We start from the raw sequence: 26,530 nt of genomic DNA, 5'->3' as shown, positions 1-26,530 counted from the left end.
GCGGTCAGCGGCGGCCGAGGCGGCCCGCGATCGCGTGGCCGACGAACAGGTAGACCACGGCGGCCAGGCCGTATCCGGCGACGACGCGGGCCCACGCCTCGTCGAAGGTGAACAGGTCACGTGACCAACCGGCGAGCACGTTGGCCACCTCGTGGACGAACTGCACCAGGTCGTTGGCCCGGTTGGCGTCCAACAGGTACATGAGGATCCACAGCCCGAGGATGACGGCCATGATGTCGGCGATCACCGCGATGGCCGTCCCGGCGCTGGAACCACTGCGAGTTCGAGGGGACATGACTTCCGTCTGGCCCCGGACGTCTGTTTGAAACCCCGCGGCGGCAGGTACGCCGACGGCCCCCCGCCCCGGGAAGAACCGGTGGGCGAGGGGCCGTCGGCGACGTACGGCCGGGCGGACGCGGTCAGCCGCGCTGGATGCCCGAGGTGTCCTGGAGGACGCCGCGGCGGCCGTCCTGCGTCTGCGCGACCAGGTTGGCGCCGCGCTGCTCGACCGCGAGGTACCAGGTGCCCGGCGCCAGTTCGGCGATAGGCGTGGGGCTGCCGTCCTCCGCGAACAGCGGACGCGGCACCGGCACGGCGAACCAGAACGGTGAGAAGTCCCCGGACGGCTGCGCCTGCTGGGGCGCCTGTGCCTGCTGCGGGGCCTGCGGCTGCGGCTGGCCCGGCTGGGGCTGGCCGCCACCGAAGGACTGGCCCGGCTGACCGGGCTGCCCCGGCTGGGCGCCGTACGGCTGCTGCTGCGCGCCCGGGTAGCCGTAACCACCCTGCGGCTGGCCGCCGTAGGGCTGCGGCGCGGCCGGACGGGCGGCCGGGATCAGGGAGCCCCTGAGCGCCGGCACCAGCGGGGTGGCGACGGCCGCGGCGGCCATGATCAGGGTGGCGATGAGGGCGAGGATCAGGCCCATGCCGAGATCCGGGCCTTCGGAGCTGCCGCCGCCGACGTTGTCGACACCGCTCGCCGGGTCGAAGACGTTGCCCAGGGCGCTCCACGCGGCGAAGATCGTGAAAGCGATGCCGAACTGGCCGAGGTCGAGGCCGGCGACCTTCTTGGGCTGCGGCAACCCCCGGGCCACCACGATGAGCGCGGCGCCGATGATGCCCGCCAGGACGACACCGAGCACGACCGGTCCGCTGCCCCACAGGCTGGGCAGTTCGAGACCGTCGGGAGCGTCTTCGACGGAGTAGAGGCCGAGGAACGACGCGATGAACAGCAACACCGCTGCTCCGATCACCACGCCGTCGCCTCGAGTGAGGGAGCGGATATTCACTTCAGGTCCTTCGTAGGTCGTCTCGTCGTCGGTAGAGGCGTCGCTGTCACGATGTCGCCGAAAGGTTCCGGTGTGAAGCGCGGGGGTGGCCCCTCATCGTACGGATGACACTATCGTCCGCACCTCGGGCCTGTCCCCGGGGATCGGCGCGCTGATCGCTACCCGCGCAGGAAACTCACGATTCCCTCAGACATCCCTTGCGCCGCCTTCTGCCGCCACGCGCCGCTGGTCAGCAGCGCCGCGTCCTCGCCGTCGCGCATGTTGCCGCACTCGATGAACACCTTGGGAACCGTTGACAGATTGAGACCGCCCAGGTCCGTGCGCGTCACCAGTCCGGTGCCGCCGCCGACGTAGTTGGAGGGCGCGCTGCCCGTGACGCGGACGAAGCTGCCCGCGATGCGCTCGCCGAGTTCGGCGGACGGGGCGACGATGGCGCGGGTGTCGGCCTCGCCGTCGTGCACGGAGCCCGGCAGGATCACGTGGAAGCCGCGGTTGCCGGCCCCCGACCCGTCGGCGTGGATCGAGACCGCGGCGTCGGCCTTCGCCTCGTTGCCGATCCGGGCCCGCTCGTCCACGCAGGGCCCGTACGGGCGGTCGTCGTCCTGCGTCAGCTTCACGGTCGCGCCCTGCTCCTCCAGGAGGGTGCGCAGCCGGTGGGCCACGTCCAGGGTGAACTTCGCCTCGGGCCAGCCCGCGTTGGTGGCCGTGCCCGTCGTGTCGCACTCCTTCCAGTGCGTGCCGACGTTCACCTTGCGGTTGATCTCGGAGGCGTGCTGGAAGTTGCCCGGGTTGTGGCCCGGGTCGATGACGACGACCTTCCCCTTGAGGGGGCCGGTCGCCGGGGCGGCGGGCGCGGACTTCGACGCGGAGGCCGAGGCGGACGGCTCGTCGGCGGTGCGCGAAGGGGATGTGCTCGCCGGTCCCTTGGCGTCGTCGGGCGGGGACTCGGAACCGGGGGACGGCGCCGCCGAAGTCCGCGCGCCCTCCGCGCGGTCCGCACCGCCGCCGCTCCCGTCGTCCGGGCCGGCGACCGCCGCGTACACCCCCCAGCCGAGCAACGCCCCGGGCACGAGCGCCGCGATCGCCACGGTCAGCGGGCGGCGCAGCGGGGAGCGGCGGGGCTGGGGTGGTTCGAAGTCCGGGCCTGTGTACGACACGTCAGCGACTCTAACCGGGCCCTCAGATCCCCGCGCCCGTTCGCCGCAGGACGCGCAGCGAGTCGGTCACGGAGACCTCGGTGAACGCCCCGGACGCCAGCGCCCTGAGGTACACGCGGTACGGGGCCTGGCCGGTGAACTCGTCGGCCGGGTCCGGGAAGACGTCGTGGACGACCAGCAGGCCGCCGTCGGCGACGTGCGGGGCCCAGCCCTCGTAGTCGGCGGTCGCGTGCTCGTCGGTGTGGCCGCCGTCGATGAACACGAGGCCGACAGGTGAGTTCCAGACCGACGCCACCTGGGGCGAGCGGCCGACCAGGGCCACCACGTGCTCCTCGAGACCGGCCCGGTTGAGGGTGCGGCGGAAGGTGGGGAGGGTGTCCATCACGCCCAGTTCGGGATCGACCGTCTCCGGGTCGTGGTACTCCCAGCCCGGCTGCTGCTCCTCGCTGCCCCGGTGGTGGTCGACGGTGAGCGCGGTCACCCCGGCCCGGCGGGCGGCGTCGGCGAGCAGGACGGTGGAGCGTCCGCAGTACGTGCCGACCTCCAGCAGCGGCAGCCCCAGCCCACCGGCCTCCACGGCCGCCGCGTACAGCGCGAGGCCCTCGTGCGCGGGCATGAACCCCTTCGCGGCCTCGAAGGCGGCCAGGACGGCGGAGGCGGGTGCGGGGGCGGCTGAGGCCGCGGACGCTGCGGTCATGGGGGGCCTTTCGGTGGTGCGGGCGCGGGGGACGGCTGACGTGCCGGGTGCGGGCGTACGGCGCCCCATGCTGCCGCACCCCCCGCCGCGTGGTGCGACGGGGGGTGCGTGGGCCGGAGCGGGTGTGCGGGGAGGGGTGCGGTCAGGCGGAGACCGTCTCGCCCGGCAGGGACAGGTCCAGGTCGACCGGGTGCTCGCCGGTGTGGGTCGCCGACTGTGCGAGCGGGCCGTGGCCCGTGGCGCGGGCGGCCAGGACGTACGGCCCCGAGGCGGGGACGGCGAGGGCGTAGCCGCCGTCGCCGGCGGAGAGCGTCGCGCCCGCCTGGCGGCCGTGCCGGTCGATCAGCGTGACCTTGGCACGGGCGACGGGGACGCCGTCGGCGGTCAGCACCCGGCCGCGGAAGCCGGACAGCTCCGCGTCGGACGGGAACTCGCCGGCCAGCGCCCGCTCGGCGCGGGCCAGGTTCGCGTCCTCCTCGCTGCTCGCGCGCAGCCGCGTGGTCGCCGCCGGGCTGCGACGGGGGAGGAAGAACGCCAGGGCCAGGCCCACGGCGACCGCGGCGGTGGCGATCAGGAACGAGACGCGGAAGCCGTGCATGGTGGGGACGGCGACGCCGCCCACGTCGTTCGCCGTGTTGGCCAGCACCATGCCGATGACGGCGCTCGACACCGACGTACCGATGGACCGCATCAGGGTGTTGAGGCCGTTGGCCGCGCCCGTCTCCGAGGCCGGGACCGCGCCGGTGATCAGCGCGGGGAGGGAGGAGTAGGCGAGGCCGATACCGGCGCCGATCAGGACCGAGGTGACGACGGTCTGCCAGGCGGCGCTCATCAGGCCGAGGCCGCCGCCGTAACCGACCGCGATGATCAGCAGGCCGGCGATCAGGGTGGTGCGGGGGCCGTAGCGGGCGGAGAGGCGGGCGTAGACCGGCGCGGTGAACATCATCGTCAGGCCCAGCGGGGCCACGCACAGGCCCGCGACGACCATTGACTGGCCGAGGCCGTAGCCGGTCTCCGAGGGCAGCTGGAGGAGCTGCGGCAGGACGAGCGAGATGACGTAGAAGGCGACGCCGACCATGATCGAGGCGAGGTTGGTGAGCAGGACCTCGCGGCGGGCGGTGGTACGCAGGTCGACCAGCGGGGCGGCGACGCGCAGCTCCATCAGTCCCCACAGGAACAGGACCACGGCGGCGGCCGCGAACAGGCCAAGCGTGGTGGGCGAGGACCAGCCCCAGTCGCTGCCCTTGGTGATGGGCAGGAGGAAGAGGACCAGGCCGGCGGAGAGGCCCAGCGCGCCCGGCAGGTCGAAGGAGCCCTTCGCGCGCAGCGGGGACTCCGGTACGACGAGCAGGGTCAGGGCGATGGCGAGGACACCGAGGCCGGCGGCGCCGTAGAACAGGGCGTGCCAGTCGGTGTGCTGCGCGACCAGGGCCGCGGCGGGCAGCGCCAGGCCGCCGCCGACGCCGATCGAGGAACTCATCAGCGCCATCGCCGAGCCGAGCCGCTCGCGGGGGAGCATGTCGCGCATCAGGCCGATGCCGAGGGGTATCGCCCCCATCGCGAAACCCTGGAGGGTGCGGCCGACGATCATCGGGAGCAGCGCGTCGGTGAAGGCGCTGACCAGTGCGCCCACCACCATCACCGACAGGCTGGCGATCAGCATGCGGCGTTTGCCGAACAGGTCGCCGAGCCGGCCCATGATCGGCGTGGCCACGGCTCCGGACAGGAGCGTGGAGGTCAGGACCCAGGTGGCGTCGCTGGGTGACGTGTCGAGGAGTCGGGGCAGGTCCTTGATGACCGGGACGAGCAGGGTCTGCATCACCGCGACGACGATGCCCGCGAAGGCGAGCACCGGGACGGTGGCCCCGGTCGCTCGCCGGGCGGGTTCGTCGGTCGTCGTGGGGGACATGTGGTGGGGCCTCCAGGCCGGGTCGGCGGACGCGGTACGTGATCGTGTGATGTGTGCAGGTTGAACCTCGTGCGCCGGGGCAACTATTCCGTTGCTTCGAGTCCCTAACGAATTCTTGACCGTCTCTTGGGACGAGGTATCTCCTGGGTCGCTGGACCTGGGCCGGTCCGGGGCCGAAATGCCGATGCAAGGGGCGCTTCCGGGTTGAGACCATGACACTCATGCTCGAATCCACCGGTGCCTCCGTCACCGCCCGAATATCCGCCCGCCGCAACCCTCCCCCCACCTGGCTGGTCGTCGCGCTCGCCTGCGCCGGACAGTTCCTGGTCGTGCTCGACGTGTCCGTCGTCAACGTCGCCCTGCCGTCGATGCGGACCGACCTGGGCCTGAGCGCGCAGGGCCTGCAGTGGGTGGTCAACGCCTACGCCATCGCCTTCGCCGGCTTCATGCTGCTCGGCGGCCGGGCCGGTGACCTCTACGGACGCAAGCGGATGTTCCTCGTCGGGCTCGGGCTGTTCACCCTTGCCTCGCTGGGCGGCGGGTTCGCGCAGGAGGGCTGGCAGCTGCTGCTCGCCCGGGCCGTGCAGGGGCTGGGCGCGGCGGTGCTGGCGCCGTCGACGCTGACGATCCTGACCGCGGCGGTGCCCGAGGGGGCGGCGCGGGCCCGGGCGATCGCGACCTGGACCGCCGTGGGCGCGGGCGGCGGCGCGGCGGGCGGTCTGGTGGGCGGCGTCCTGGTGGACGGGCTGTCGTGGCGCTGGGTGCTGCTGATCAACGTTCCGGTGGGCGCGGTGGTGCTGGCCGGTGCCGTGGTGTGGCTGGCCGAGAGCCGGGCCGGGGAGCGGCGGCGGCTCGACCTGCCGGGCGCGATGCTGGTGACCGCCGGTCTGGCCACGCTGGCCTACGGCATCTCGCAGACCGAGTCCGAGGGGTGGGCCTCGGCGGCGGCGCTCGTGCCGCTGCTCGCCGGGCTCCTGCTGCTGGGACTGTTCCTCCTCGTCGAGGCGCGGACGGCGGCGCCGCTGATGCCGCCGGGGCTGCTGCGGCTGCGGTCGGTGGCGTCGGCGAACGTGGCGATGCTGGTGTCCGGGTCGTCGATGTTCGCCATGTGGTTCTTCATGACCCTGTACGCGCAGAACGTGCTCGGGTACTCGCCGCTGGAGGCCGGTGCCGCCCTGGTGCCCAGCTCCCTGGCGGTGGTCCTCGGGTCCAAGCTGGCGCCGCGCTTCATGCCGGTGCTCGGGGCGCGGAACGTGGCCGTGCTGGGCACCCTGGTGGCGGCGGCCGGCTTCGGCTGGCAGTCGACGATGAGCGCGGACGGGGCGTACGTGACCGCGATCATGGTCCCGGGGGTGCTGATGATGCTGGGGGCCGGGCTGGCGGCGACTCCGCTGGCGTCGCTCGCCATCTCCGGTGCGGGGGCCGGGGACGCGGGGCTGGTCTCCGGGTTGATCAACACCTCCCGGACGATGGGGGGTTCGCTGGGGCTCGCGGTGATGTCGACGATCGCGGCGGCACGGGCCGGTGGGGAGGACGCGGGGCCGGTGGCGCTGACGGAGGGGTACGCGCTGGTGTTCCGCACGGGGGCGGCGGTGCTGGTCGCGGGGGCGGTGCTGATGTGGGCGTGGCTGCCGGCGGGGGAGCGGGGGAAGAAGGCGGAGGAGAAGGCTGCGTGAGGGACCCGGCGGTCCGGGTCAGACCCAGCCCTGGCGTCTGGCCTCGCGCAGTGCCTCCGTGCGGTTGCGGGTGGCGGTCTTGCCGATGGCCGAGGAGAGGTAGTTGCGGACCGTGGACTCGGACAGGTGCAGGGCGCCGGCGACGTCGGCCACGGTCGCGCCGTCGGCGGAGGCCCGGAGCACGTCGCACTCGCGGGCGGTGAGCGGGTTGGGGCCGGCGCTGAGCGCGGCGGCGGCGAGCGTGGGGTCGACGACCGTCTCGCCGGCCAGGACGCGGCGGACCGCGCCGGCCAGCTCCTCCACGGGGCCGTCCTTCACCAGGAAACCGGCGGCGCCGGCCTCCATGGCTCGGCGGAGGTAGCCGGGGCGGCCGAAGGTGGTCAGGATCAGCACCCGGCAGCCGGGAGCGCGCTCCCGCAGCTCGGCGGCGGCGTCGAGGCCGCTGCAGCCCGGCAGTTCGATGTCGAGGAGGGCGACGTCCGGGCGGTGCGTGAGCGCGGCGCCGACGATCTCGTCGCCGGCCGACACCTGGGCGACGACCTCGATGTCCTCCTCCATGCCGAGCAGCAGCGCGAGGGCGCCGCGCATCATGCCCTGGTCCTCGGCGAGGAGGACGCGGATGGGGTGGGGTGTGTCGGTCACGGGGCCAGGGTAGAGGGGGGTGCCCGCGGCGCCTGTGCGCGTCCCCTTCCCGCCGTGCGCGGTTCTCCCGCCGTGCGCGGTGCGCAGTCTCCGGTCGGGGCCGCGCCGTCGCGCGCGACTGCGGGCGGTGCGCCGTTGCGCCGCGGGGCTGCGGACCCTGGCTGCGGGCAGTCGTGCCTCCCCCAGTGCCTGAACGGCCTGGGAGGTACCTCAGGGCGGCACGGGCGGGCGGTGTTGGGCACCTCCCGCTCGAGCAAGCCGAGAGTGGGGGGGGGGAGGCACCTCGCAGCGCCGGGTTGCGCGCCCCCCCCCGCTACACCTCCCCGCCGGAGACGACCGGCAGCACCGCCGTCACCGAGAAGCCACCCCCCGCCCCGGCGCCGGCGGTCAGTGAGCCGCCCGCCGTGGCGAGCCGTTCCGTCAGCCCGGTCAGCCCCGTCCCGGGGCCGGAGGACGTGCCGCCGCCGTCGTCCGTCACCGTCAGCCGGACCCGCTCCGCACTGCCCGACACCGCGATCTCGCACCGGCTCGCCCCGCTGTGCCGTACGACGTTGGTGACCGCCTCCCGTACCACCCAGCCCAGCAGCGCCTCGGCCTGCGGCGGCAGCGGTGGGCCGGAGCGGTGGACCACCGGCTCCACGCCGGCCGCGCTCAGTGCGGACCGGGCCCGGTCCAGCTCCGTGCCGAGGCTGCCTTCGCGGTAGCCGGTGACCGCCTCGCGGACCTCGGTCAGCGCCTGGCGGCCGACCGCCTCGATGTCGGTGATCTGGGTCAGGGCCGCGTCCGGGTCGCGGGGTGCCAGGCGCCGCGCCGCCTCCGACTTGACCACGATCACCGACAGGGTGTGTCCGAGCAGGTCGTGCAGGTCGCGGGAGAAGCGCAGCCGCTCCTCCGCCACCGCGCGGGCGGCCAGTTCCTCGCGGGCGGCCCGCAGTTGCCGTACCGCGTCGGACAGGCTCAGGATCGCGGCCGTCACCATGGTGGACAGGAAGGTCCCGTAGGCGATGTTCAGGCCGGTCCAGCCGTCCTTGAGGCCACCGACCGTGCCCGCCAGTGCCGCCAGCGCACCGCCCCAGCGGCCCAGCCGCCGGCCGCGCAGCGCCGCGCCCGCGGCCAGGCCGAGCAGGAGGAAGAAGAGCAGCCAGGTGCCGCCGTAGGCCAGCGAGAGCGCGCAGGTCAGCACGGTCATGGCGGCGAGGGCCAGGCGGGTGGACGGCGACTTGCGCAGTTCCTGGTCGAAGGAGCGGAAGGCCACGTAGATGTAGAGGGAGTTGAAGGCGAGCAGGCCCAGGCCGCCGAGCCAGGGGTTGGAGGTGCGGCCCTGGAGGATGCTGGCGAGGCTGCCCAGGCCCAGCAGCAGCCAGGGCAGGAGGGTGAAGCCGGTGGGGGGCGGTCCGATGGGCTCGGGGCGTTCGCCGGGTTCGGACGGGTCGGGCCGCCGGGCCAGGTGCCACGCGTCCAGGCGGCACGAGAGCCGGCGCAGCCGGCCTTGCTTCCCGCTCATGGCCGTCGTTTCCCCTCCGGCGAATCGCTCAGTCGTTTGCCGTGGCGCGGCGGTAGGACAGGACGGCGTACGTCCCGAACGCCAGCAGCCACGCCGCCAGTACGAGAATCCCACCCGGGGGCGGCGCGTGCCCCGTGGCGACCGACGTGCCCAGCTCGGCGAAGCGGTTGGCCGGCGTGTACGCCGAGGCCGTGCGCAGCCACTCCGGGAACAGGGCGAGCGGGAACCACAGTCCGCCCAGGACCGCCAGGCCCAGGTTGGCCACCATGTTGACCACGCCCGTGGTCTGGCCGGTCAGCCGGTAGCCGTTGCCCAGGCCGAGCAGGGTGAAGGGGAGTGAACCCAGCCAGAGGAGGAGCGCCAGCGCCGCCCACTGCCAGGCGGCCAGCCGTACGCCGTTGAGCAGGCCGCCGGCGGCGAGTACGGCGGCGATGGCGGGGAGCACGGTGACCGAGGCGGTCAGGGTCCGGCCCACCACGACCTGGTGCGGCCGCATCGGCGTCACCCGCAGTTGCCGCAGCCAGCCGATCGCCCGGTCCTCGGCGACCCCGCCGCCGGTGTTGAGGGCCGAACCGACCGCGCCGTAGGCGGCCATGCCGACCATCGCGGCGGTCTTCCAGCCGCCCGTGCCGCCGTCCCCGAGGTTGGTGAAGAGCAGGTACATCAGGACGGGCACGGCGACGCCGCCGACGACGAAGCCGGGGTCGCGCAGGGTGCGGCGGACCTCCAGGCGCAGGTAGTCCCTCATCGGGCGGCCTCCGTTCCCGTACGGGCGTGCGCGGTCGTCGTCAGGGCCAGGAACGCGTCGTCCAACGACGCCGGGGCGACCTCCAGGCCGCGGATCGCGCCGAGTTCCGCGAGGGCCACCACGGTGGCGTCGGAGTCGTCGGTGCGCAGGTGGACGCGGTCTCCCCGGACGTCCATGGCGCGTACGCCCGGCAGCAGCGTCAGGTCCGCGGCGGGGCGGCCGTGCAGGTCGAACGAGACGCGGCTGCCGCCGGCCGCCCGGCGCAGCTCCTCGCCGGTGCCGTCCGCGACGATCCGGCCCCGGTCGACGACCAGAACGCGGTCGGCGTGCGCCTCGGCCTCCTCCAGGTAGTGGGTGGAGAAGAGGACCGTGCTGCCGCGCCGGGCGTACGCCCGCATCGACTCCCAGAAGGTGTGCCGGGCCTCCACGTCGAGGGCCGCCGTGGGCTCGTCCAGGACGAGCAGGCCGGGGTTGCCGGCCAGCGCGACCGCGAACCGGACGCGCTGGGTCTGCCCGCCGGACAGCCGGTCCACGCGGCGCCCGGTCAGATGGGCGATCCCAGCCAGCTCCAAGGCCCGGTGGACGGGCATCGGGGCAGGGTAGCGGCCGGCCACGAAGGTGATCAGCTCGCCCACCGTGACCCGGGGTACCGCCCGGGTCTCCTGGAGCATGGCGCCCACCCGGCCGGCCCGCACGGCCTTGTCGGGCGGTCCGCCGAAGAGCTCCACCGTGCCGGTGTCCGGCTCGCACAGGCCGAGCAGCAGCGCGATCGCCGTCGACTTCCCCGCGCCGTTGCGTCCGAGCAGCGCGACCGTCCCGCCCCCCGCGATCTCCAGGTCGACGCCGTCGACGGCACGGACGGCGCCGTACGCCTTGGCCGCCGCGGAGAAGGAGACGGCGGGGGTGGTGCGGTGTGTCGTCCTCGGTCCGGGTGCCATACGGGCGACGCTACGGAGAGGGGCGGGGCGGGCGGCAGATGCGGTTGTCCGGTCTTCGGCGGGACAAATGTCACGGGTGGCCGGCCCCTGTCACGGGTCGTCCCGGTCCCGTACGGTCGTGGCAGTCCGTGATCGTCTTCTCGAACGGGGGCAGGAGAGCCGTGCCCATCGACGCAGCCCGGGCGCTCGCCGCCGCCCCCCGTGTCCGTGAGATCGCCTGGGACCACAAGGACGTCCTGCTCTACCACCTCGGCATCGGCGCCGGCCCGCCCGCCACCGATCCCCGCGAACTGCGCTACACCCTGGAGTCCCGGCTGCGGGTGCTGCCGAGCTTCGCGACGGTCGCGGGCGGCGGGCCGCCCGGCGTGATCGGCGCGCTGTCCGTGCCCGGCGTCGACGTCGACCTGGCCGGCGTCCTGCACGGAGGGCAGCGGCTGCGGGTGCACCGGCCGGTTCCCGTGCGCGGCCGGGCGCGTGCGGCCTCGCGGATCACCGCCGTGTACGACAAGGGCACCGCCGCCGTCCTCGTCCTGCGCACCGAGGCCGCGGACGCGGACGGGCCGCTGTGGACGGACGAGGCCGAGGTCTTCGTGCGCGGGGAGGGCGGCTGGGGCGGTGAGCGGGGGCCGTCCGGCCGTCCCGGACCGGCGCCGCAGCGAGCACCGGACCGGGTGGCCGAGCGGGCGGTGCGCGAGGACCAGGCCCTGCTCTACCGGCTCTCCGGCGACTGGAACCCCCTGCACGCCGACCCCGAGTTCGCCGCGCGGGCCGGCTACGAGCGGCCCGTCCTGCACGGGCTGTGCAGCTACGGCGCCGCCCTCAAGGCGGTCGTGGACACGCTGCTCGACGGTGACGCGGGCCGGGTGCGGGAGTACGGGGCGCGGTTCGCCGGGGTGGTGTACCCGGGCGAGACGCTGCGGGTGCGGATGTGGCGGGCGGCCGGGCCGGAGGAGGGCGGGAGCGTGCGGGTGGAGGTGCGTGTGCGGGAGCGGGACGACGCGGTCGTGCTCGCCGACGCGGTGGTGCGGTACCTGTGACGGCTCCGGCCCCCGTCCCGCGATGCGCTGGACGGGGGCCGGAGCCGTGTGCCGTGTGTGCTCGCCGAGCCGTCAGGCGGCCGTTTCGGACTCCTCGGCCGGCTTGCGGTGGCGGCCCCGCGGCGCCTGGGCGCCGTCCTGGCTGGACACCGGTCCCCGGTGCCTGCCGTGGCCGCTCTCGATCTCGGTTACGTCGGCGCCGTCGGCCTGCGTGGGCTGGGTCGTGCTGGCGTCGTTCATCGGAAGGAATTCACCCCGTCAACATGATCTTTCCTACAGCCGGGCGAGTCTAACCGGCACCCTGAGGGGCGAATCCAGGCGGCCGCGCCAACCGGCACTACTTCGTTACAAGCCGTGCCAGCGGGGCCTGTTGCAGCGGTACGGGGCGTGGTGGGCAGGGAGCCGGGGCCTCCGGTTCCGTCGTGTTCCGCGTGCCCTCCGGGGCGGGCGCGGGCGGCTCGTCGAGGGCCTGGGCGGGCGGCTCGTGGGGAGCGGGAGGGGAAGTCGGAGCGGAAGTGGAAGCCTCCGTCTCCGCCGTCTCCCGCCCGCCGTCCGCTCCCCGTGGTGCGGGCAGCCGCGCCACCCCGCACGGCGACTGCGGCGTGGCGCACGGCAGCCGCAGCTCCCCGTCCGCGGTCCACAGCCCGGCACCGGTCAACCAGCCCGCGGGCGCCGGAAGGTGACGCACCCGGCGTTCGGCGGGCCGCCACACCGCGACCCAGGTGCCGAGCGCGCCGTCCACCCGCAGTGCCACCGCGCACCGTTCCGGCGTCAGCGCCTGGCCCGGCTGGATCGCGAACGGCGTCACCACGCAGTCCGGCAGCCGCAGGCACTCCGGGAAACGCACCGGCAGCGTGCTGCCCAGCACCCCCCAGCCCAACCGTTCCTGCCCGGGGGAAGGCGCGTCCGAGCGGATCAGCACCAGCCCGCTGTCCGGGTCGGCCAGCAGTATCCGGTCGTCGCTGTCCGCGGCGATCTGCAGCAGCGGGGACACCTCGCCGTCCCGCTCCAGGTCCAGTACGACCGCCTTGGTGCGCCCGCCCGTCTCCCGGTCCACGGCCAGTATCCGGCCCGTGCGGTCCAGCCAGACCCCGCCCGAGCAGCGCCCGGGGATCTCGGCCAGCCGCTCGGGCCCGAACGCGCCGCCCGCCACCTGCCACAGCACCGTGGAACGGGGACCGGCGGCGAGGGCGTACGCACGCTCCCCGCCCGGGGCCGGGGGCAGCAGCCGCAGCCCGGTGGCGCCCCCCGGGCACTCGACCGCGCCGAGGGGCTGCTCGCCGGTGCCGGGGTCGGTCGGGTACAGCAGGGAGAAGAAGTGCCGTCCGGTCGCCACCCGGTGGACCAGGACCCGCCCGTCGCCCATCGGCTGCACCTCGGTGCCGGGCTCCTCGGGTTGGTTGCCGGGCAGCGGCACCGCGTACGGTTCGGGGCCGTCCAGGGTCCAGCGCTCCGGGTACCAGGAGTCCCCGCGACGGGCCAGGCGCGCGGCGTAGGCGCCCTCGGCGGTGATGGTGCAGCCCGCCGGTGGCGGGCCGTCGTTCCCGGGCGCCGCCGAAGGTTCGATAGCACAGGCTGTCATCGTTCGGTCACCTCCGGCGACGAAGGTAGTTTTCGCACGCACGGGCGGGGGACCGGCGAGCGTCCGCATCACACGTACGTGTGGCACAGGAACGATTCGCCTGAGGGTTGGGCGGGGTGTGTGCTGGGCCCGGCCCGAGCGGAGCCGGGCGGCCGCCGCGGGTACGACGGCGCAGTACAGGCAGGTAGCCTTGCACCCGTGCCCCGTCTGTCAGAAGTCATCGCCGCGCTGGAGAACCTGTGGCCCGCCGAGCGGGCCGAGTCCTGGGACGCGGTCGGCACCGTCGTGGGCGACCCCGGCCAGGAGGTCTCCCGGGTCCTGTTCGCCGTCGACCCGGTCCAGGAGATCGCCGACGAGGCGGTGAAGCTGGGCGCCGACCTGCTCGTCACCCACCACCCGCTGTACCTGCGCGGGACGACCACGGTCGCGGCCTCCACCTTCAAGGGCCGCGTGGTGCACACGCTCATCAAGAACGACGTCGCCCTGCACGTCGCCCACACCAACGCCGACACCGCCGACCCGGGTGTCTCCGACGCGCTGGCCGGCGCCCTCGACCTGCGCGTCGTACGGCCCCTGGTGCCGGACCCGGCCGACCCGCACGGGCGTCGGGGGCTCGGCAGGGTGTGCGAGCTGGAGCACCCGCTGACCGTCCGCGAGCTCGCCGCCCGCGCCGCCGAACGGCTGCCCGCCACCGCGCAGGGCATCCGCGTCGCCGGCGACCCGGAGGCCACCGTCCGCACGGTCGCCGTCAGCGGCGGTTCCGGCGACAGCCTCTTCGACCACGTCCGGGCGGCCGGCGCCGACGCCTTCCTCACCGCGGACCTGCGCCACCACCCGGCCTCGGAGGCCCGCGCCCACAGTCCCCTCGCGCTGCTCGACGCGGCGCACTGGGCCACCGAGTGGCCCTGGTGCGAGCTGGCCGCCGCCCAGCTCGACGAGATCTCCGACCGGGAGGGATGGGACCTCAGGGTCCACGTCTCCAAGACGGTCACCGACCCCTGGACCGCCCACGCGGCGTCCGCCCCGACCTCCGACGCAATGGGAGCCCCCAACTGAAAGCCGAGCCCGCCGACCAGATCCGACTGCTGGACGTCCAGGCCCTCGACGTCCGGCTCCAGCAGCTCGCGCACAAGCGCAGGTCCCTGCCCGAGCACGCCGAGATCGAGTCGCTGACCAAGGACCACACCCAGCTGCGCGACCTGCTCGTGGCCGCGCAGACCGAGGAGAGCGACTGCGCCCGCGAGCAGACCAAGGCCGAGCAGGACGTGGACCAGGTGCGCCAGCGCGCCACCCGCGACCAGCAGCGCCTGGACTCCGGCGCCGTCACCTCCCCGAAGGACCTGGAGAACCTCCAGCGCGAGATCGTCTCCCTCGCCAAGCGGCAGGGCGACCTCGAGGACGTCGTCCTGGAGGTGATGGAGCGCCGCGAGTCCGCGCAGGAGCGGGTCGCCGAGCTGACCGAGCGGGTCGGCTCCGTGCAGGGCAGGCTCGACGACGCCGCCGCGCGCCGGGACACGGCCGTCGGGGAGCTGGACGCCGAGGCGGCCTCGGTGGCCAAGGAGCGCGAGGTCATCGCCGCCTCCGTCCCCGCCGACCTGCTGGGGCTCTACGACAAGCTGCGCGAGCAGCAGGGCGGCGTCGGCGCGGCCAAGCTGTACCAGCGCAGCTGCCAGGGCTGCCGCCAGGAGCTGGCGATCACCGAGCTGAGCGAGATCCGCTCGGCGGCGCCCGACACGGTCGTACGCTGCGAGAACTGCCGCCGCATCCTGGTGCGCACGGCGGACTCCGGCCTGTAGGGAGCCGGTTCGGTGGCAGATCCGGTGACGGAGGCGGGTGCCGGCCCCGTGCGGGAGTTCGTGGTCGAGGCCGACGGCGGGTCACGGGGCAACCCGGGGCCCGCGGGCTACGGCGCGGTGGTGCTGGACGCGGCGACGGGGCAGACCCTGGTCGAGGCGGCCGAGTACCTGGGCGTCGTCACGAACAACGTGGCCGAGTACCGGGGCCTGCTGGCCGGTCTGCGCGCGGCGCGGGAGCTGGACCCGGACGCGGCCGTCCACGTCCGCATGGACTCCAAGCTCGTGGTCGAGCAGATGTCGGGCCGCTGGAAGATCAAGCACCCCGACATGAAGCCGCTGGCGGCCGAGGCGGCGCGGATCTTCCCGCCCGGGCGGGTGACGTACGAGTGGATCCCGCGCGCCGGCAACAAGCACGCCGACCGCCTGGCCAACGAGGCGATGGACGCGGGGGCGCGCGGCGAGCAGTGGTCGCCGTCGGCGTCGACGGCGGAGCTGGACGCGGGGCACTCCGCGGGTGGGCGTGGCGCGGCGGGCACCGAAGCCGCCGGCTCGGCGGCGCCGGAATCCGGTGTCGGCTCGGCACTGCCGGGAGCGGCCGTACCGGCTGCCGAGGCCCCCGCAGTGCCGGAGGCTTCCGCAGTGCCCGAAGCCGCCGCGCCGGGAGCCGTCGGGCCGGAAGTCCCCGCCTCCAGAGCTGCCGGGCCGGAAGTCTCCGCTCCCGAAGTCGCCGCCTCCGCCGACGTCCGCGCCGCGAGGACGGTCGCCTCGCCCGGCTGGGGGCCGCCCGACATGGGCGCCCCCGCCACCTTCGTCCTGCTGCGGCACGGGGAGACGCCCCTGACGCCGCAGAAGCGCTTCTCCGGGAGCGGCGGCAGCGACCCGTCCCTGTCGGCCGCCGGCCGTGAACAGGCCGAGAAGGTCGCCGGGAGTCTTGCCCGGCGCGGCACGGTCCAGGCGATCGTGGCCTCACCGCTGGCCCGCACCCGCGAGACAGCCGGCATCGTCGCCGCCCGTCTCGGCCTGGAGGTGCGGGTCGAGGAAGGCCTGCGGGAGACCGACTTCGGCGCGTGGGAGGGGCTGACCTTCGGCGAGGTGCGCGAGCGCTACCCCGACGACCTGAACGCCTGGCTCTCCTCCCCGGACGCGGAGCCGACCGGCGGCGGCGAGAGCTTCGCGGCGACCGGCGCCCGGGTCGCCGCCACCCGCGACAGGCTGGTCGCGGCGTACGCGGGCCGCACGGTGCTGCTGGTCTCCCACGTGACGCCGATCAAGACGTTCGTCCGCCTCGCGCTGGGTGCCCCGCCCGAGTCGCTGTTCCGCATGGAGCTGTCGGCGGCGTCGCTGTCGGCGGTGGCGTACTACGCGGACGGCGGCGCGAGCGTCCGCCTGTTCAACGACACGTCCCACCTGCGCTGAGCCCCGCCGCCGCCCGGGCCAGCGCCGCCACGCGCTCCCAGTCACGGCCGGCCACGGCGTCCTTCGGAAGCATCCAGCTGCCCCCGACGCAGCCGACGTTGGGCAGCGCCAGGTACTCCGGTGCCGAGGCCGGGGTGATGCCGCCCGTCGGGCAGAAGCGGGCCTGCGGCAGCGGCGCGGCGAGCGCCTTGAGGTAGGCGGTGCCGCCCGCGGCCTCGGCCGGGAAGAACTTCATCTCCCGCACCCCGCGCTCCAGCAGCGCCACCACCTCGGACGTGGTCGACACCCCCGGCAGGAAGGGCACCCCGGACGCCCGCATCGCCTCCAGCAGCGCCTCCGTCCACCCCGGGCTGACCAGGAACCGCGCCCCGGCCGTCACGACCTCCTCGACCTGCTGAGCCGTGATGACGGTGCCCGCGCCGACCACCGCGTCCGGCACCTCGGCGGCGATCGCCCGGATCGCGTCGAGCGCGGCCGGCGTCCGCAGCGTCACCTCGATCGCGGGCAGCCCGCCGGCGACGAGCGCACGGGCGAGCGGCACGGCGTCCGCGAGGTCGTCGACGACCACCACGGGTACGACGGGGGCGAGGTCCAGCACCGAGGCGGAGGCGGCGGGGGAGGAGGGCAGCGGTGAACTCATGCCCTCATCGTGCCGCCGTAGAGCATCACGTGCAACGCGCGTTGCGGTCTGTGCAACGAATGGCCCGGTCGCTTCAGTGAACGTCCGCCACCAGTACGTCCAGCGACCACGCCTTCCCCGCCTTGGCCGGTGCCTCCGCCTCCACCTCGTACCCGAGGTCCCGCAGCGTCTCCACCAGCTCGGCGGGCCCCTCCGGCGCACTCCCGGACGTCAGCAGACTCCGCACGATCCGGCCCTTGGTCGCCTTGTTGAAGTGGCTGACGACCTTCCGGGTCGGCGCGTGCAGCACCCGCACGGTCGCCGTCCGCCCGGCGACCTCCCCCTTCGGCTTCCACGCCGCCGCGTACGCCGCCGAACGCAGGTCGAGCACCAGCCCGTCCCCGGCCGCCTCCGGCAGCACCTCGGCCATCGGCGCCCGCCAGTACGCGCCCAGCGCCCCGAGCCCCGGCAGCTTCACGCCCATCGAGCACCGGTAGGAAGGAATCCGGTCGTTCACGCGCACCGCGCCCCACAGCCCGGAGAACACCAGCAGCCACCGCGCGGCCCGCTTCCTGGCCGCCGTGTCCAGCGAGGCCAGGTCCAGAGCGTCGTACAGCACGCCGGTGTAGATCTCCCCGGCCGGACGCGCCCCCGCCGTCCGCAGCTCCGCGTTCTTGGCGACCTCGCCGCGCAGCCCCTGGCTCAGCCCGAGCACCTCGCGCGCCTTCTCCTCGTCCCCGGCGCACAGCTCGACCAGCTCCCCGAGGACGGTCTCCCGGGCGGGGGCGAGCCCCGGCAGCGACAGCGACTCCGGCTTCAGCGGAGCGCCCCGGCCGGACGCGGCCTTCCCCTCGGACGGCGGCAGCAGGACAAGCACACGTACTCCTTCACTTCGAGCTCTGGCCCTCGGTCAGGGTACGGCGTAGCCCTCCCGTGCCTGGCCGACGGCCCGTACGAGCTCCCCGGGATGGTCGGCGTGGAAGCGCACGACACGTACCTCGTGCCGCCGCCCGAAGAAGGCGGCATGGGTGACGGGCTCGATGAGTTCGAGGGTGACGGAGGTCTGCGCCCCCACGGCGAGATCGAGCTCACCCTCCGTCCGCTCCTGCGCCGTCCGCAGCTCCCGGCGCACGGACGCGATCCGCTCCAGCGGTATCCGCAGGTCGACGTGGACGGCCCGGCGGATCCGCAGCGTGCCGCCGACGGGGTCCAGGACGTGCGGCCGGACCACGGAAGCGGCGTGCAGCCCGATCACGACGACGATGGTGTACACGTCCAGGACCAGCACCACGTGGTGCACGGTGGGCCAGTCCCGCAGCAGCACGGACATCATCACGGTCTCGATCACGCACACGAACGCGAACCCGAACATCATCGCGCCCTGCCCCCGGGCGTACCCGAAGGCCGTCCCGCCGCCCACCGTCCCGTGGGTCCGCCGGCGCGCCCACAGCCACAGACTGGCCAGCAACCGCAACTCGTGCCGGACCGTGAGCCAGGGAATCCTCGCGAAGCGCGGGCCGCTCATGACCGCCGCCCCCGCGCGACGATCTCCAGGGCCAGCCGGATCGCCTCCGCCTGTCCCGGCGCGAAGTCGGCGTACATGACGCGCAGGAAGCTGTGATCGGAGTCGAGCTCGGCGCCCTCCTCGGGCAGCATCTGGGCGGGCAGGCACTCGGCGAGCACCCCGGCCGCCTCCGCCACTCGCGGATCGTCGACGTCGACGTCCGCCAGCTCGTCGAGCAGCGCGTACGCCCGATGCGCCTGTGCCACCGCCTCCGGCGAACCCAGGGCGCCACGCAGCGCGGCCAGCAGCCCCTCCCGGTCCTCCGGCGCCATCGTGCTCTCCAGCAGCGCCAGCATCTCGCGGTCCCGTACGGCCATGGGGGAGCCGGAGACGTCCCCCATCCCCGCGAACAGCTCGGCCAGCTCCGGCGAGACCGGCCCCTCGGCCGGCAGCCCGCCCTCCGCCGCCAGCAGCTCCTGCAGCCGCGCCCGGCGGTCCCGGATCGCCTCCTCCTGCCGCGCGAGGTCCGCGTCCAGTTCCTCCAGCACCTCGGTGAGATCCTTCCCGGCCTCGTCCGCGAGCACGTCCCGCACCTCCGCGAGCCCGAGCCCCAGCTCGGTCAGCCGCCGGATCCGGGCCAGCACGACGACGTGCCGCAGGGTGTACGTCCGATAGCCGTTGGCCAGCCGCTCCGGTTCGGGCAGCAGGCCCTGGTGGTGGTAGTGCCGCACGGTCCGCGTGGTGACGCCGACGACGTCGGCGAGTTCTCCGATCCGCATGGCTCCAGTAGAGACGTTGACGTTGCGGCAGGGTCAAGCGGACGCGGGTCCGGCTTCCGGACAGCGCCGCCGGTCCTGTGCCACGATCGAGAGAACGGTTTCCGATCTCACGGACAGGTGATCAGCCGATGTCCCAGTCTGGCGAGCGACCGAGGGAGGGGCGTGACATGACTGCCATGGCACACGAACCGATCACGCGGGACCTCTTGCTGGAGTGGTTTCTCGACCTGGACACCCCGGAGGGGTTCCGGGCGGAGCTGATCGAAGGGGAGATCGTGGTGACACCGCCACCGGACGGGGACCACGAGGACTACATCGGGCTGATCGTGAGCCAGGTGCACCGGCGATCCGTCACCGACATGCAGTTCTCCGGCAACAAGGGCCTCAAGCTGAAGAACGCCGACGGTCTCCTGGCGGACCATGTGATCCCTGACGGAACCTTCGCGCCCAGGAAGTCCAGGCTCTATCGCGGAGCCGAACCCTGGATGCCCTGCGACGGTGTATCACTGGTGCTGGAGGTGACCTCCACCAAGCCCAAGGCCGACCGCGAGGCCAAACGCCATGCGTACGCGCGCGGCGGCATCCCGTACCACCTGCTCGTCGACCGTCAGGAGTCGTCGATCACGTTGCTCGGCGACCCGGGCCACGACGACTACCGACAGCACTGCACCGTCGCCTTCGGAAAGCCGCTGACTCTGCCCGACCCCTTCTCCTTCGACCTGGACACCGCCGACCTCCTCTGAGCTCGTCCGGTCCCGTCCGCAGGTCACCCGCCCGCCCGGTACCATGGTCGACACGGCAGACGAGCCGGGCGGGCGGCCGCGTGGAGTCCCTTGCGGGACTTCCCGAGGAACGTCCGGGCTCCACAGGGCAGGGTGATGGCTAACGGCCACCCGGGGTGACCCGCGGGACAGTGCCACAGAAAGCAGACCGCCGGAGGCTTCGGCCCCCGGTAAGGGTGAAACGGTGGTGTAAGAGACCACCAGTGCCCAGGGCGACCTGGGCAGCTAGGTAAACCCCACCCGGAGCAAGGTCAAGAGGAGCGCCGTGAAAAGCGCTCTGCGCGGACGATCGAGGGCTGCCCGCCCGAGTCCGCGGGTAGACCGCTGGAGGCCGGTGGCAACGCCGGCCCTAGATGGATGGCCGTCGCCGGCGGGACCGCGAGGACCCGCCGGAACAGAACCCGGCGTACAGCCCGACTCGTCTGCCGCCTCTCACTTCCCCCCGCAGGGCGGTGCCCGCTCCGGCCCCGTCCGGTTCACCCGATCCCGGGCATCACCCGCTCCGCGATCAGCCGCAGCTGCGTGTCCACGTCCGCCGCCTCCGGCAGGTCCCGCCCCGTGAACGCCTTCACCAGAGCGCGGTCGGTGACGGCGCAGATCATGTGGTTGACGCCGCTGGGGGCGATGTCCCGTTCGATCTTCTCCCGGCACTCCTCGGGCGTGCCCGCGACGGAGAGGCGCTCGGCGATGGCCGGGGTGGTGAGTTCGATGCCGCGGGCCAGGTCGCCGGCGGCGATCGCGTCGATGACCGGCTTGAGCTCGGCGGGGTCGACGCCGTTGCGGAGGAGTTGCTCCTCCGGCATCGAGGACGCGTAGATGCCGACCATGCTGCGGGCCGCCTCCTTCGCGACCGCCGAGTCGGGGCCGGTCGCGAAGACCACCCAGGCGCCGATGTCCAGCGTGCGCCAGTCCTTCCCGGCGCGCTCCGCGCCCGCCCGGATGTGCCGCACCGCGTAGTCGTACGCCTCGCGGGTGTAGCTCAGGGCGTGGTGGCAGCCGTCCGACAGTTCGCCCGCCGCCTCGAAGGACCTCGGCCCCCGCATCGCGCCGAGCTTCAGCGGCAGCCGGTCCTGCACGGGGCGGGCGAACGTGAACAGGCCGTCGTAGGAGTAGAACTCGCCGTCGTGTGTGATGGCGCCCTCGTCGAGGAACGTGCGCATCACGTGCAGGGCTTCCTTGACGCGGGAGAGGGGCTTGGTGCGGGCCCAGTCGATGCGGTACTGGGCGAGCAGGCCGAAGTTGCCGCTGGACAGGACGCCTTCGGCGCGTCCGCCGGAGAGTTCGTCGAGGGTGGCGAGGGCCTGGGCGATCAGGGTCGGCTCCCGCAGGGTCACCGGGGAGACGCTCGGCCCGAGGCGGATGCGGCTGGTGCGGCCGGCGGCCGCGGCGAAGAGCAGCCACAGGTCCTTGTGCCAGGTCTCGTCGGCGGCGTAGCAGGCGTGGAAGCCGAGTTCGTCGGCGAGCTGGATGGAGGCCAGGGACTCGGTCAGGGGGTAGTCGGGGAGCATGGCGTAGCTGAACTTCACGTGCGGCACCTTCCGTCGGGTGGAGGGCGTGCGTCGTGCGGCCGTGTCGTGCTCTGACCGACCGAGGATCCGAGCTCCGGTCCGTGGTTGTCCAGAGGGAGCGCGATCGAAACTTTCGACGTGTCTGTTCGTCGTTTCAGGGGTCGGTACTCCTTCGAATTTCGCTGATGTGCTTCCGGGGGTGGTGCGATGGCGTTGAACTGGAGATTCATCGCGTTGATGGTCGAGCAGGGTAGGGCGAAGGTTTCGAAACATCTACCGCAACTGTTGACGCTTGACGGGTGCAGGCCAACACTGGCGCCGTTGTCAGAACCTCCGCAGGTCCTCGCAGGACCCCTCCAGGAGAGGAAGCACCCCCCATGAACCCGCTCGTGCAACCGAGGCGTCGCAGAAGCGGCCTCGTCACGCTGTTCGTCAGGAGCGCCTGGGCCGTCGCGCTGGCCGCTCTCGCCGCCATGATGCTGCCGGGCACCGCCCACGCCGGCACGGTCGTCACGACCAACCAGGAGGGCACCAACAACGGCTACTACTACTCGTTCTGGACCGACAGCCAGGGCACCGTCTCCATGGACATGGGCTCCGGCGGGCAGTACAGCACCTCGTGGCGCAACACCGGCAACTTCGTCGCCGGCAAGGGCTGGAGCAACGGCGGACGCCGGACCGTGCAGTACTCGGGGACCTTCAACCCGTCCGGCAACGCGTACCTGACCCTCTACGGGTGGACGGCGAACCCGCTCGTCGAGTACTACATCGTCGACAACTGGGGCACCTACCGGCCCACGGGCGAGTACAAGGGCACCGTGACCACCGACGGCGGCACCTACGACATCTACAAGACGACCCGCTACAACGCGCCCTCGGTCGAAGGCACCCGCACCTTCGACCAGTACTGGAGCGTGCGGCAGTCCAAGCGGACCGGGGGCACCATCACCACCGGCAACCACTTCGACGCGTGGGCGCGGGCCGGAATGCCGCTGGGCAGCTTCAGCTACTACATGATCATGGCCACCGAGGGCTACCAGAGCAGCGGCAGCTCCAACATCACCGTCGGGGGCACCGGTTCCGGCGGCGGTGGCGGGGGCGGTGGCGGCGGTGGGTGCACCGCGACGGTGTCCGCCGGGGAGAAGTGGGGGGACCGGTACAACCTCAACGTCTCCGTCAGCGGGGCCAGCGACTGGACGGTGACGATGAACGTGCCGTCCCCGGCGAAGGTCATGTCCACCTGGAACGTCAACGCCACCTACCCCAGTTCCCAGGTGCTGACCGCCCGTCCCAACGGCAACGGGAACAACTGGGGCGCCACCATCCAGGCCAACGGCAACTGGACCTGGCCGTCGGTCTCCTGCAGTGCGGGCTGACACCGGCAGCGAGAGAGGGGAGGACCCGTTCCGATGCGCACCGGATCTCGTCCGGCCTGGCGGTCGCTGCTGACGGCCGTCTCCGCCGTCGCGCTGGCCGCCGCCGGGACCGTCGCCGCCGACGCCGCGCCCGCGCGTCCCGCCGTCTGCAACGGCTACGTCGGGCTGACCTTCGACGACGGCCCGTCCGGCAACACCCAGGCCCTGCTGAACGCGCTCAGGCAGAACGGGCTGCGGGCCACCATGTTCAACCAGGGCCAGTACGCGGCCCAGAACCCGTCCCTGGTCCGGGCCCAGGTCGACGCCGGCATGTGGGTCGCCAACCACAGCTACACCCATCCGCACATGACTCGGCTGAGCCAGGCGCAGATGGACTCGGAGATCTCCCGGACCCAGCAGGCCATCGCGAACGCGGGCGGCGGCACGCCGGAGCTCTTCCGTCCGCCGTACGGCGAGACCAACGCCACGCTGCGGTCGGTCGAGGCCGAGTACGGGCTGACCGAGGTGATCTGGGACGTCGACACGCAGGACTGGAACAACGCCAGTACCGACGCGATCGTGCAGGCCGTCTCCCGGGCGGGCGACGGCCAGGTCGTCCTCATGCACGACTGGCCCGCCAACACCCTCGCTGCCGTCCCGCGCATCGCGCAGACCCTGGCGGCCAAGGGCCTGTGCTCCGGGATGATCTCGCCGCGGACCGGACGTGCCGTGGCCCCCGCCGGGGGTGGCGACGGCGGGGGCGGTGGCGGCGGTTGTACCGCCGTCCTGTCCGCCGGGCAGCGGTGGGGGGACCGGTACAACCTCAACGTCTCCGTGAGCGGTGCCAGTGACTGGACGGTGACGATGAACGTGCCGTCCCCGGCCCGGGTCATGTCGACCTGGAACGTCAACGCCAGTTACCCCAGTGCCCAGGTGCTGACCGCCGAGTCCAACGGCAGCGGCGACCACTGGGGCGCCACCATCCAGGCCAACGGCAACTGGACCTGGCCGACGGTCTCCTGCAGTACGGGCTGAGCCCGGTCAGCCGGGCCCGGGACGCCGTTCCCGGGCCCGGCACCTCACGTACCGGGCGGCAGCGACCGTGCCGCCACCCGCGCCAGATGGCGGTCGAACACCGCCCGCGCCCCGGGTGTCAGGGTGCGCAGCGCCACCAGCGCCGTGATCACGACGTCGCACAGTTCCGCCTCGACGTCGCCCCACGTGTGGGTGACGCCCTTGCGCGGGTTCTGGCCGGTCGCGCCGATCACCGCCTCGGAGACCTCGCCGACCTCCTCCGACAGCTTCAGCATCCGCAGCAGCAGGCCCTCCCTGCCGCTCACGGGCTGGTCCGCCTCCAGCCACTTCCACAGGGCGTCGACGGTGGTCCACAGGTCGGTGGGGGCGGAGGCACGGGTGCCGTGGTCGTCGTCGTTCATGGCGGGCAGCCTGCCACGGGAGGCGGAGCGAGTGGTACGTCAGTCGAACAACGGCTCCTGCTCGCCCTCCGCCGCCTTCCGCACCCGCTTGTTCCGGGCCCCGACGACCGCCACCGCGGCCGCCGCCGTCACCGCGAGCGCGGCCGGGACCATCCAGTTCCGGTTGACCGCGTGGCCGAGGACGTGGTCCAGGGAGTAGCGGCCCGGGCCCGAGACCGCCAGACCCGCCGCCGTCAGGCCGAGGGAGACCGCGTACTCGTAACCGCCGGCCTGGGCGAAGAAGCCGTTGGGGGCGTGCACCGCCGCGGCGCCCGCCATCGCGCCGGCCGCCGCCGCGCCCGCGGCCGGGGTGGCCAGCCCCAGCGCCAGCAGCGTTCCGCCGCCGGCCTCCGCGAGGCCCGCCGCGGTGGCGCTGGCCCGGCCGGGCGCGTAGCCCATGGCCTCCATGGCCTGGCCGGTCCCCTCGATGCCGCCACCGCCGAACCAGCCGAGCAGCTTCTGCGCGCCGTGTGCGGCCAGGACGCCGCCGGTGCCCAGCCGGAGCAGCAGCAGGCCCAGATCACGCCGGTCATAACAGTTCACGTCGTCGACTCCCTCGCGGACGGTGGATCGTCGCACCACTCATCACTCACCATCCACCGTCGCCCGCCGCTGCCGTGCGGACCTTTCGCGGACGCCGTTCGGGTGAAGGGGAGGGGCAGGAGAGGGGGGCGGGCGGACGAGCGGGCCGACGGTCGGGTGGCGGGGCGTCGTGGGCGGTGTGACTCTGGCCGGCATGACGATTCAGACCACGCGACTGAGCGACCCGGCCGTCCGCGCCTTCGTCGCCGCCGTCAACGCCCACGACCGTGACGCCTTCCTCGCGACCCTCGCGCCGGACGCCACCATGGCCGACGACGGGGACGACCGGGACCTCGCCCAGTGGATCGACCAGGAGATCTTCTCCTCCAACGGGCACATGGAGGTCGACAACGAGTCGAACGGCGGTCGCGCCCTCATCGCGCGCTACCGCAACGACACCTGGGGCGAGATGCGTACGCGGTGGAGCTTCACCGTGGACGGTGACGGCCGGATCGCACGGTTCGAGACCGGTCAGGCGTAAGCAGGTACGAAAACGCGGCAGCCGTGCCGCTCACCGGTGTGTTCCCGCGATCCCGCGCGGGTCCACCCCCAACCGGTGCGGCGGCACGGCTGCCGCCTCCCCCCTCGGTGTGGCTCGCCGAGCTCCGTGGAAGTTCTGGCTTCCATGTGTGAAGCTCCGGTGAAGGAGAGTTGAGCATAAGTCCGCCACCGGCCGCAATACTGCGGACTTTGATATTCCGATTGTGTGGATCCAGGGGGCGGCTCCCGCGGTTCTTCCTCAGCCGCGGCCCACGTACGGCATCGCTGTCGCCATGACCGTCGCGAACTGCACGTTCGCCTCCAGCGGCAGCTCGGCCATGTGCCGCACCGTGCGCGCCACGTCGGCGACGTCCATCACCGGCTCCGGCGCCGTCCGGCCGTCGGCCTGGAGCGCGCCGGTCTGCATCCCCGCCGTCATGTCGGTCGCCGCGTTGCCGATGTCGATCTGGCCGACCGCGATGCCGTAGGGCCTGCCGTCCAGCGACAGTGACTTGGTCAGGCCGGTCAGCGCGTGCTTGGTCGCCGTGTACGCCACCGAGTGCGGGCGCGGGGTGTGCGCCGAGATCGAGCCGTTGTTGATGATCCGGCCGCCCTGCGGCTCCTGTTCCTTCATCTGCCGGTACGCCGCCTGCGCGCACAGGAACGCGCCGTTGAGGTTGGTGTCCACCACGTGCCGCCACGCCTCGTAGGGCAGCTCCTCGACCGGCACCCCGCCGGGGCCGAACGTCCCCGCGTTGTTGAACAGCAGGTCGAGCCGCCCGAAGCGGTCGCGTACGGCGTCGAACAGGGCGGTCACGTCTTCGGGGCGTGACACGTCGGCGCGCACGGGGAGTGCCGTCCCGCCGTCGGCGGGGGCCTGCGCGGCCGTCTCCTCCAGCGTCTCCGCGCGCCGGCCGGCCAGGGCCACCGACCAGCCGGCCGCGAGCAGTTCGACGGTGACCGCCCGGCCGATGCCGGAGCCGGCTCCCGTGACGAGGGCTACCTTCTGTGCGCCGGTGTTCTCCTCGGCGCCGGTTCTCACGGTGTTCATGAGTCGG

28 protein-coding genes and 1 other RNA gene are annotated in these 26,530 nt (G+C 73.5%); 10 read left to right on the top strand and 19 right to left on the bottom strand.

The window, feature by feature from the left end; genetic code table 11:
• Positions 1-4 precede the first annotated feature (4 nt).
• The 5 genes from ACFW47_RS01735 to ACFW47_RS01715 form a co-directional block, all read right to left on the bottom strand.
• Complete coding sequence (locus ACFW47_RS01735) at positions 5-295, bottom strand: hypothetical protein (RefSeq protein WP_383278927.1); 291 nt, start codon at positions 293-295, stop codon at positions 5-7.
• 124 nt (positions 296-419) lie between these two features.
• Entirely contained in the window at positions 420-1,286 is an 867-nt protein-coding gene (locus ACFW47_RS01730; protein WP_386279216.1) for a hypothetical protein, read from the bottom strand.
• Between the two features lie 158 nt (positions 1,287-1,444).
• On the bottom strand, positions 1,445-2,443 hold the full coding sequence (locus tag ACFW47_RS01725; RefSeq protein WP_386279218.1) for an N-acetylmuramoyl-L-alanine amidase: 999 nt from the start codon (positions 2,441-2,443) through the stop codon (positions 1,445-1,447).
• Between the two features lie 22 nt (positions 2,444-2,465).
• Positions 2,466-3,140 carry a class I SAM-dependent methyltransferase gene (locus ACFW47_RS01720; RefSeq protein ID WP_386279220.1) on the bottom strand — a complete coding sequence of 225 codons (675 nt, stop codon included), beginning with the start codon at positions 3,138-3,140 and terminating at the stop codon, positions 2,466-2,468.
• A gap of 142 nt (positions 3,141-3,282) precedes the next feature.
• Complete coding sequence (locus ACFW47_RS01715; protein ID WP_386279222.1) at positions 3,283-5,049, bottom strand: MFS transporter; 1,767 nt, start codon at positions 5,047-5,049, stop codon at positions 3,283-3,285.
• Positions 5,050-5,270: 221 nt separating this feature from the next.
• Here ACFW47_RS01715 and ACFW47_RS01710 point away from each other — a divergent pair, with 221 nt between their 5' ends.
• Positions 5,271-6,725 (top strand): MFS transporter, encoded by a 1,455-nt coding sequence (locus tag ACFW47_RS01710; RefSeq protein WP_386304335.1) that lies wholly within the window; start codon positions 5,271-5,273, stop codon positions 6,723-6,725.
• An 18-nt stretch (positions 6,726-6,743) separates the two neighbouring features.
• Here the strand turns inward: ACFW47_RS01710 and ACFW47_RS01705 are convergent, their stop codons facing one another.
• The 4 genes from ACFW47_RS01705 to ACFW47_RS01690 all read right to left on the bottom strand — a co-directional run bounded on the left by ACFW47_RS01705 (position 6,744) and on the right by ACFW47_RS01690 (position 10,557).
• On the bottom strand, positions 6,744-7,367 hold the full coding sequence (locus ACFW47_RS01705; RefSeq protein WP_386279226.1) for a response regulator: 624 nt from the start codon (positions 7,365-7,367) through the stop codon (positions 6,744-6,746).
• A 313-nt stretch (positions 7,368-7,680) separates the two neighbouring features.
• A complete protein-coding gene (locus ACFW47_RS01700) occupies positions 7,681-8,871 on the bottom strand; it encodes a sensor histidine kinase (protein ID WP_386279228.1) in 1,191 nt (396 codons plus the stop codon).
• Positions 8,872-8,899: 28 nt separating this feature from the next.
• On the bottom strand, positions 8,900-9,619 hold the full coding sequence (locus ACFW47_RS01695) for an ABC transporter permease (RefSeq protein ID WP_386279230.1): 720 nt from the start codon (positions 9,617-9,619) through the stop codon (positions 8,900-8,902).
• Positions 9,616-10,557: an ABC transporter ATP-binding protein gene (locus ACFW47_RS01690; RefSeq protein WP_386304332.1), complete on the bottom strand. Its 942-nt coding sequence runs from the start codon at positions 10,555-10,557 to the stop codon at positions 9,616-9,618. The genes ACFW47_RS01695 and ACFW47_RS01690 overlap by 4 nt, the downstream gene beginning before the upstream one ends.
• A gap of 161 nt (positions 10,558-10,718) precedes the next feature.
• Between ACFW47_RS01690 and ACFW47_RS01685 the strand changes: the two genes are divergently transcribed.
• Positions 10,719-11,594: a MaoC/PaaZ C-terminal domain-containing protein gene (locus tag ACFW47_RS01685; RefSeq protein ID WP_386304330.1), complete on the top strand. Its 876-nt coding sequence runs from the start codon at positions 10,719-10,721 to the stop codon at positions 11,592-11,594.
• A gap of 72 nt (positions 11,595-11,666) precedes the next feature.
• On the opposite strand, the gene ACFW47_RS01680 is transcribed toward ACFW47_RS01685, so the two are convergent.
• Positions 11,667-11,834, bottom strand: a complete 168-nt coding sequence (locus ACFW47_RS01680) for a hypothetical protein (RefSeq protein WP_361204959.1) — start codon at positions 11,832-11,834, stop codon at positions 11,667-11,669.
• A 97-nt stretch (positions 11,835-11,931) separates the two neighbouring features.
• Positions 11,932-13,176 carry a hypothetical protein gene (locus tag ACFW47_RS01675; RefSeq protein ID WP_386304328.1) on the bottom strand — a complete coding sequence of 415 codons (1,245 nt, stop codon included), beginning with the start codon at positions 13,174-13,176 and terminating at the stop codon, positions 11,932-11,934.
• A 198-nt stretch (positions 13,177-13,374) separates the two neighbouring features.
• Here ACFW47_RS01675 and ACFW47_RS01670 point away from each other — a divergent pair, with 198 nt between their 5' ends.
• From ACFW47_RS01670 to ACFW47_RS01660, 3 genes are read left to right on the top strand one after another with little or no spacing between them, the layout of a single operon-like run.
• Complete coding sequence (locus tag ACFW47_RS01670) at positions 13,375-14,232, top strand: Nif3-like dinuclear metal center hexameric protein (protein ID WP_386279239.1); 858 nt, start codon at positions 13,375-13,377, stop codon at positions 14,230-14,232.
• Entirely contained in the window at positions 14,229-14,972 is a 744-nt protein-coding gene (locus ACFW47_RS01665; RefSeq protein ID WP_386279474.1) for a zinc ribbon domain-containing protein, read from the top strand. Before ACFW47_RS01670 ends, ACFW47_RS01665 begins: the two co-directional genes overlap by 4 nt.
• A 48-nt stretch (positions 14,973-15,020) precedes the next feature.
• On the top strand, positions 15,021-16,388 hold the full coding sequence (locus ACFW47_RS01660) for a bifunctional RNase H/acid phosphatase (protein WP_386279476.1): 1,368 nt from the start codon (positions 15,021-15,023) through the stop codon (positions 16,386-16,388).
• Here the strand turns inward: ACFW47_RS01660 and eda are convergent.
• From eda to ACFW47_RS01640, 4 genes are all read right to left on the bottom strand, one after another.
• Positions 16,363-17,028 (bottom strand): bifunctional 4-hydroxy-2-oxoglutarate aldolase/2-dehydro-3-deoxy-phosphogluconate aldolase, encoded by a 666-nt coding sequence (gene eda / locus ACFW47_RS01655; protein ID WP_386279241.1) that lies wholly within the window; start codon positions 17,026-17,028, stop codon positions 16,363-16,365. The genes ACFW47_RS01660 and eda overlap by 26 nt on opposite strands.
• Positions 17,029-17,101: 73 nt before the next feature.
• Positions 17,102-17,884, bottom strand: a complete 783-nt coding sequence (gene yaaA, locus ACFW47_RS01650; RefSeq protein ID WP_386279243.1) for a peroxide stress protein YaaA — start codon at positions 17,882-17,884, stop codon at positions 17,102-17,104.
• 33 nt (positions 17,885-17,917) lie between these two features.
• Positions 17,918-18,532 (bottom strand): hypothetical protein, encoded by a 615-nt coding sequence (locus ACFW47_RS01645; RefSeq protein WP_386279245.1) that lies wholly within the window; start codon positions 18,530-18,532, stop codon positions 17,918-17,920.
• Complete coding sequence (locus tag ACFW47_RS01640) at positions 18,529-19,290, bottom strand: MerR family transcriptional regulator (RefSeq protein WP_386279247.1); 762 nt, start codon at positions 19,288-19,290, stop codon at positions 18,529-18,531. Before ACFW47_RS01640 ends, ACFW47_RS01645 begins: the two co-directional genes overlap by 4 nt.
• Before the next feature lie 176 nt (positions 19,291-19,466).
• Between ACFW47_RS01640 and ACFW47_RS01635 the strand changes: the two genes are divergently transcribed.
• Both ACFW47_RS01635 and rnpB read left to right on the top strand, forming a co-directional pair.
• Positions 19,467-20,033, top strand: a complete 567-nt coding sequence (locus ACFW47_RS01635; RefSeq protein WP_386304816.1) for a Uma2 family endonuclease — start codon at positions 19,467-19,469, stop codon at positions 20,031-20,033.
• 60 nt (positions 20,034-20,093) lie between these two features.
• Positions 20,094-20,497: RNase P RNA component class A (rnpB, locus tag ACFW47_RS01630), an RNA gene on the top strand.
• Positions 20,498-20,548: 51 nt separating this feature from the next.
• Here the strand turns inward: rnpB and ACFW47_RS01625 are convergent.
• On the bottom strand, positions 20,549-21,598 hold the full coding sequence (locus tag ACFW47_RS01625) for an LLM class flavin-dependent oxidoreductase (protein WP_386279249.1): 1,050 nt from the start codon (positions 21,596-21,598) through the stop codon (positions 20,549-20,551).
• Between the two features lie 359 nt (positions 21,599-21,957).
• Between ACFW47_RS01625 and ACFW47_RS01620 the strand changes: the two genes are divergently transcribed.
• Positions 21,958-22,956 carry a glycoside hydrolase family 11 protein gene (locus ACFW47_RS01620; protein ID WP_386279251.1) on the top strand — a complete coding sequence of 333 codons (999 nt, stop codon included), beginning with the start codon at positions 21,958-21,960 and terminating at the stop codon, positions 22,954-22,956.
• A gap of 33 nt (positions 22,957-22,989) precedes the next feature.
• Entirely contained in the window at positions 22,990-23,970 is a 981-nt protein-coding gene (locus ACFW47_RS01615; RefSeq protein WP_386304326.1) for a polysaccharide deacetylase family protein, read from the top strand.
• 44 nt (positions 23,971-24,014) lie between these two features.
• Here ACFW47_RS01615 and ACFW47_RS01610 read toward each other — a convergent pair whose 3' ends face one another.
• Together ACFW47_RS01610 and ACFW47_RS01605 are read right to left on the bottom strand one after the other, a co-directional pair.
• Positions 24,015-24,371 carry a MazG-like family protein gene (locus ACFW47_RS01610; RefSeq protein ID WP_386279256.1) on the bottom strand — a complete coding sequence of 119 codons (357 nt, stop codon included), beginning with the start codon at positions 24,369-24,371 and terminating at the stop codon, positions 24,015-24,017.
• Between the two features lie 39 nt (positions 24,372-24,410).
• Positions 24,411-24,953, bottom strand: a complete 543-nt coding sequence (locus ACFW47_RS01605; RefSeq protein WP_383278984.1) for a DoxX family protein — start codon at positions 24,951-24,953, stop codon at positions 24,411-24,413.
• Between the two features lie 193 nt (positions 24,954-25,146).
• On the opposite strand from ACFW47_RS01605, the gene ACFW47_RS01600 reads away from it, so the two are divergent.
• A complete protein-coding gene (locus ACFW47_RS01600; RefSeq protein ID WP_386279258.1) occupies positions 25,147-25,473 on the top strand; it encodes a nuclear transport factor 2 family protein in 327 nt (108 codons plus the stop codon).
• A 258-nt stretch (positions 25,474-25,731) separates the two neighbouring features.
• On the opposite strand, the gene ACFW47_RS01595 is transcribed toward ACFW47_RS01600, so the two are convergent.
• On the bottom strand, positions 25,732-26,523 hold the full coding sequence (locus ACFW47_RS01595) for an SDR family oxidoreductase (RefSeq protein ID WP_386279260.1): 792 nt from the start codon (positions 26,521-26,523) through the stop codon (positions 25,732-25,734).
• Between the last annotated feature and the right edge of the window lie 7 nt (positions 26,524-26,530).

Source organism: Streptomyces sp. NPDC058796 (assembly GCF_042745235.1).
Lineage (GTDB): Bacteria > Actinomycetota > Actinomycetes > Streptomycetales > Streptomycetaceae > Streptomyces.
The sequence above is the reverse complement of the archived record's forward strand: the minus strand, read 5'-3'. Positions and strand labels throughout refer to the sequence as shown.